Genomic DNA, 5,827 nt, shown 5'->3' on the forward strand with positions numbered 1-5,827 from the left:
CCTTCGGTTTCGATGTTCGCGCGCAGTTTGCGTGCCGGATCGAGCGCGAAGCGCAATTGATGGCTGCCGTGCGCGATCCGCGTGCCGACGGCTTGCCGCGGCTGGTACTTGGCGGCGGCAGCAATGTCGTGCTGACGGGGGATTTCGCCGGACTGGTGCTGCTGGTGGTGCTGCAAGGCCGCCGCGTCGTGCGCGAGGACGACGACGCATGGTACGTCGAGGCGGCAGCCGGCGAGCCGTGGCATGACTTTGTCGCATGGACCTTGTCGCAAGGGCTGCCTGGGTTGGAGAACCTTGCGCTGATTCCGGGCACGGTGGGGGCGGCTCCGATTCAGAACATCGGCGCGTATGGATTGGAAATGTGCGAGCGGTTTGCGTCGCTGCGGGCGATTGAGCTGGAAACGGGGGCCGTAGTCGAGCTCGATGCCGGCGCTTGCCGATTCGGCTACCGCGACAGTTTTTTCAAGCGGGAAGGGCGTGACCGTTTCGTGATTACTTCGGTCACTTTCCGTTTGCCGAAGGTCTGGCAGCCGCGGGCCGGGTATGCAGATATTGCGCGTGAGCTGGCTGCGAGCGGACACGCCGATGCGCCGCCGAGCGCGCGAGCGATTTTCGACGCAGTAGTCGCGGTGCGGCGCGCCAAGCTGCCTGATCCGCTTCAACTGGGTAATGCCGGGAGTTTCTTCAAAAATCCGGTCGTGGAGGCGACGCAGTTCGAGGCGCTGAAGCTTAAGGAGCCCGAGCTTGTGTCTTACCTCCAGCCGGACGGTCGGGTGAAGCTCGCGGCGGGCTGGCTGATCGATCGATGTGGCTGGAAGGGCCGTGCGATGGGCGCAGCAGCCGTGCATGAACGGCAGGCGCTGGTGCTGGTCAATCGCGGTGGGGCGAGCGGCGCAGAGGTATTGGCGCTCGCGAAAGCGGTTCGGCGGGATGTGCTGGCGCGATTTGGGGTTGAGCTGGAAGCGGAGCCGGTTTGCTTGTGATTGCGGCAGCGGGTGCAGCGAGTCGCGCTTAGGTGGTTGGCTGCCGTCGTACCGATTGGGCACAAGAGGGGTAGACGCAGCTTGGAGCCGATTCGCCGTTATTCGATGCGCAGGACGCCGCAATGAAAAAGGCGCCGGGAGTTTCCTCCCGGCGCCTTTTTCGCATCTGCGCTTCAGTTCGCGGCTGCGCCTCTCGGCGCTTAGCTTAGCTTCGCTTCGCTTGCGCGAAGTTAGCCTTCGCCGAAACGCACATCATTAGTCGCGTTGGCGGCGTGCATTCTCAGCAATCCGCATACGCAGAGCGTTCAGCTTGATGAACCCGCCAGCGTCGGCCTGGTTGTAGGCGCCGCCGTCGTCGTCGAACGTAGCGATCGTCTTGTCGAACAGCGTTTCTTTCGAATCGCGCGCGACAACCGACACACTGCCCTTGTACAGCTTCACGCGCACCCAGCCGTTGACCTTCTCTTGCGTGTGGTCGATCAACACCTGGATTGCGCGGCGCTCCGGGCTCCACCAGTAGCCGTTATAAATCAGCGAAGCGTAACGCGCCATCAGGTCGTCTTTCAGATGGGCCACTTCGCGGTCGAGCGTAATCGACTCGATGCCGCGGTGCGCCTTCAGCATGATCGTGCCGCCCGGCGTTTCATAGCAGCCGCGCGACTTCATGCCGACGTAACGGTTTTCGACCAGATCCAGACGGCCGATGCCGTGCTTGCCGCCCAAACGGTTCAACTCGGTCAGCATTTCAGCCGCCGACAGACGCTTGCCGTTGATCCCGACCGGATCACCGTGTTCGTACTCGATGTCGATGTATTCAGCCTGGTCCGGCGCCTGTTCCGGTGACACCGTCCAACGCCACATATCGGCTTCGGCTTCGGCTTTCGGGTCTTCCAGATGACGGCCTTCGAACGAGATGTGCAGCAGATTCGCGTCCATCGAATACGGCGCGCCGCCTTGCTTGTGCTTCATTTCGATCGGAATGCCAGCTTTTTCAGCGTACGCGAGCAGCTTTTCGCGCGACAGCAGATCCCATTCACGCCACGGTGCGATCACCTTGATGCCCGGTTCCAGCGCGTAGTAACCGAGTTCGAAGCGAACCTGGTCGTTGCCCTTGCCGGTTGCGCCGTGCGAGACCGCTTGCGCGCCGGTTGCGCGGGCGATTTCGATCTGACGCTTGGCGATCAGAGGACGCGCGATCGACGTGCCCAGCAGGTACTCGCCTTCATAGACCGTGTTGGCGCGGAACATCGGGAACACGTAGTCGCGCACGAATTCTTCGCGCAGATCTTCGATGAAGATGTTGTCCTGCTTGATGCCGAGCTGCAGGGCTTTCTTGCGCGCTGGTTCCAGCTCTTCGCCCTGGCCGATGTCGGCCGTAAACGTGACGACTTCGGCGTCGTAGTTGTCCTGCAACCACTTCAGGATGACGGAGGTGTCGAGGCCGCCCGAATAGGCGAGCACGACTTTCTTGATATCGCTCATGGTGAACTCGTAGCTGGAGAAAGCTGGAAAACAAGGCGCGCCGGCGGTTCCGGAGCGCGGAAAACCACTATTTTGACACTAAACCACCGCTTGCCCGCGTTTTTGGGGCAGCGCAGTGGGTGAGCCGGGCCGCTTGCAACCGTGGACGCCGGCTCGATGCGTGGCGCTAAACGTGGATGCCTTGCCTCGTATTCAAGGCCCCGTCGCGCTTCACGCAGGTGCTGCGTGCGGCTCGCCTAGTGATTCAGCTTGCCGAGCAGCAGATATTCCATCAACGCCTTTTGCACGTGGAGACGATTTTCCGCTTCGTCCCACACGACGCTTTGCGGGCCGTCGATCACCTCCGCGCTGACTTCCTCGCCGCGGTGGGCGGGCAGGCAGTGCATGAACAATGCATCAGAATTGGCGCGCGCCATCATGTCTGTGTCTACGCACCAGTCTGCGAAAGCTTTCTTGCGTGCTTCGTTTTCGGCTTCGAAGCCCATGCTGGTCCACACGTCTGTGGTGACCAGATCAGCGCCTGTGCAGGCTTCGTTCGGATCGTCGAATTCCTGATAGAACGGCGCGCTTTCAGCCGCGACCATGGCGCGGTCGAGCTTGTAGCCCGGCGGCGTGGACAGGCGCAGCTTGAAGCCGAGAATCTGGGCGGCTTCGATCCACGTGTACAACATGTTGTTCGCGTCACCGACCCACGCGACCGTCTTGTCGCGAATCGGACCGCGATGTTCGAAGTACGTGAAGATGTCCGCCAGCACCTGGCACGGGTGATATTCGTTGGTCAGCCCGTTGATCACCGGCACGCGCGAGTTCTCGGCGAAGCGCTGGAGTATGTCCTGGCCGAAGGTGCGGATCATGATGATGTCGACCATGCGCGAGATCACTTGCGCTGCGTCTTCGATCGGTTCGCCGCGGCCGAGCTGCGTGTCGCGCGTGCTCATGAAGACGGCGTGGCCGCCCAGCTGGAAGATGCCTGCTTCGAACGACAGGCGCGTGCGCGTCGAGTTTTTCTCGAAGATCATCGCCAGCGTACGGTCGTGCAGCGGGTGGTAGGTCTCGTAGTTCTTGAATTTGCGTTTCAGAATACGCGCGCGTTCCAGCACGTACTCGTAGTCTTCCAGCGAAAAATCCTTGAACTGCAGGTAGTGGCGAATTTTCTTGGCGGTCATGAAACAAATACGGCGGTCTCACCCGGCAGGATTGCCGGACGGCGCCGCCGTCGTTTGTGGTAACTCTATGCAGCATAAAGGATTTCGCCCCGTTTGACGAGTCGGCCAAAAGGTTGGGCAGGCTGTCTGAAAGGCTCGCGCAGCCTTTGGATGGAGCTTGTGTGCGCTGCGGAAAAAGGTCCGCTGCGCTATAATCTAGCGGTTATCCCTAAGCCCAGCAGGCCGGTATTGAGCTTGCGGGACACGGCTCGCGCGGTTCGGAAAGTTTCCTCGCGGTGCGCCGTCATGACGAGCGTCGAGGCGGTTTGTCCGGCCCTTCGCGGTTTCCGGCGGCGCAGTTCGCCATTCAGGCGTGTACAACGTGTTCAGGCATCCCAAAACCGCTTTGCGGTCAGCTTTGCCGTCATCTCGCTGGGCAGTCACACAGGTATTCCTACATGGCCGAAGCAGCTCCAACCGAATATTTCATTCAGGGCATCACGTCGACCGGGAAAAAATTTCGGCCGAGTGATTGGTCGGAGCGGCTCGCAGGCGTGATGTCATGTTTCGGTCCCAGAGCGGGCGGCAGGGGACCGAACGCTTACCTGCAATACTCGTTGTACGTCCGGCCCACTCTGATCGGCGACCTCAAATGCGTGATTCTCGATTCGCGCTTGCGCGACATCGAGCCGATGGCCTTCGATTTCGTCCTGAACTTTGCGAAAGACAATGACCTTCTCGTGACCGAAGCATGCGAGTTGCAGCTTGAGCATGCAACGCCGCAAGCCAAAAGGCACGTGCTGTAGCGCAAGCCAGCCGGATTGGCAAAAGAAAAAACCCGCGAGTAGCGGGTTTTTTTATGGCTGAGGTCGAGGCCTCAGTGAGCAGTCCGTCAGTTACGTGCGCGACGAGCCACGCGGTACAGTGCGGATCTGTCAGTCCGAAGCAAAAAAGCCCGCCGAAGCGAGCCTTTCTGTTGCAGCGGAAACAGGAGGTAGCCCACCGAAGCGGGCTGACCGAATTTACTGCGCTGCGGGCGCTTGCAGACCCTTGAGGGCTGCAGCGAGACGGCTCTTGTTGCGAGCTGCCTTGTTCTTGTGAACGATTTTCTTGTCGGCGATGATGTCGATGGTCTTCGACGATGCCTGGAAGATTTCAACGGCCTTAGCCTTGTCGCCGGCTTCGATTGCCTTGCGAACAGCCTTGATAGCCGTGCGGAACTTCGAGCGTAGTGCCGAGTTATGCGAGTTTGCCTTGGCGGCCTGGCGGGCGCGCTTGCGTGCTTGTGCGGTGTTAGCCATGACGGTTCCTTATCCTGTTCCTGTTTCCAGTACCTGACCTTCAAGTGGTAGGTGCTGCTTTTAGATCGAACTCCTGGAAGCGATTGCCCAAGAGCGCAAAAAGTGTCGAAATAATCGATCGAACTACGCGAAGGCGGGCTACGTTCCGGTGTATTTCGAGGTTAGCTGACGCCTCAATACGGCTTGAGTGCCGGATGAGATTGCGTGCCTGAACCCCGTCCGAAAATTGAGCGAGCTTCGAAACCAGAGATTATAGCAACAAAATCAGGCACGTGGCAACGGAGAATCGCCAATTCCGGTGTGCCGGGCTGCCTCGCACGGTCCTGGATTCTGTAAGCCTTAACGCGCGGGCACTGGACGGGCAAGCGGCGAGCTCGGCGGACAAAGGGCGCGGCAGCCAACAAAAAACGGCCCGATCCACTCATCCGAACGAACGTCTGCGGCGCAAATCGGTCCGATTCGCGTTCCGGCTCGTCGTCCGCACCTGCGGCACCCGTATAATAAGCGCCCCATGAATCTATTCCGAGCCCTGCTGACGGTCAGCGGCTTCACGCTGCTGTCGCGCGTGACCGGACTGGCCCGCGAAACGCTGATCGCCCGCGCGTTCGGCGCCAGTCAATATACTGACGCGTTTTACGTCGCCTTCCGCATTCCAAACCTGCTACGCCGCATTTCCGCCGAGGGTGCGTTCTCGCAGGCCTTCGTGCCGATTCTCGCCGAGTTCAAGAACCAGCAAGGACACGACGCCACCAAGGCGCTCGTCGACGCCACGTCGACCGTGCTTGCCTGGGCGCTCGCGATTCTCTCGGTGATCGGCGTGGTGGGGGCATCGGGCGTGGTGTTCATCGTCGCGTCAGGGCTTGCGCATGAAGGCCAGGCCTATGCGCTCGCGGTCACGATGACGCGCATCATGTTC

The 5,827-nt window shown here is 60.5% G+C and carries 6 protein-coding genes; 3 read left to right on the forward strand and 3 right to left on the reverse strand.

The features are described 5' to 3' along the window. On the forward strand, positions 1-983 hold a 983-nt coding region (gene murB / locus VFE81_RS16100), incomplete at its 5' end, for a UDP-N-acetylmuramate dehydrogenase (protein ID WP_325045552.1). 255 nt (positions 984-1,238) lie between these two features. On the opposite strand, the gene VFE81_RS16105 is transcribed toward murB, so the two are convergent. Both VFE81_RS16105 and argF read right to left on the reverse strand, forming a co-directional pair. After that, entirely contained in the window at positions 1,239-2,465 is a 1,227-nt protein-coding gene (locus VFE81_RS16105; RefSeq protein WP_325045553.1) for an argininosuccinate synthase, read from the reverse strand. A gap of 236 nt (positions 2,466-2,701) precedes the next feature. Beyond that, a complete protein-coding gene (gene argF, locus VFE81_RS16110; RefSeq protein WP_325045554.1) occupies positions 2,702-3,631 on the reverse strand; it encodes an ornithine carbamoyltransferase in 930 nt (309 codons plus the stop codon). 437 nt (positions 3,632-4,068) lie between these two features. On the opposite strand from argF, the gene VFE81_RS16115 reads away from it, so the two are divergent. Then, the gene (locus tag VFE81_RS16115; RefSeq protein WP_325045556.1) at positions 4,069-4,416 is read left to right on the forward strand and encodes a DUF3579 domain-containing protein; all 348 of its coding nucleotides are present in this window, start codon (positions 4,069-4,071) and stop codon (positions 4,414-4,416) included. A 216-nt stretch (positions 4,417-4,632) separates the two neighbouring features. Here VFE81_RS16115 and rpsT read toward each other — a convergent pair whose 3' ends face one another. Continuing rightward, entirely contained in the window at positions 4,633-4,911 is a 279-nt protein-coding gene (gene rpsT, locus VFE81_RS16120; RefSeq protein WP_074282377.1) for a 30S ribosomal protein S20, read from the reverse strand. 511 nt (positions 4,912-5,422) lie between these two features. On the opposite strand from rpsT, the gene VFE81_RS16125 reads away from it, so the two are divergent. Further along, positions 5,423-5,827: lipid II flippase MurJ (locus tag VFE81_RS16125; protein WP_325045555.1), on the forward strand; the 405-nt coding region annotated here is incomplete at its 3' end.

Source organism: Paraburkholderia sp., assembly GCF_035656215.1.
Classification (GTDB): Bacteria; Pseudomonadota; Gammaproteobacteria; order Burkholderiales; family Burkholderiaceae; genus Paraburkholderia.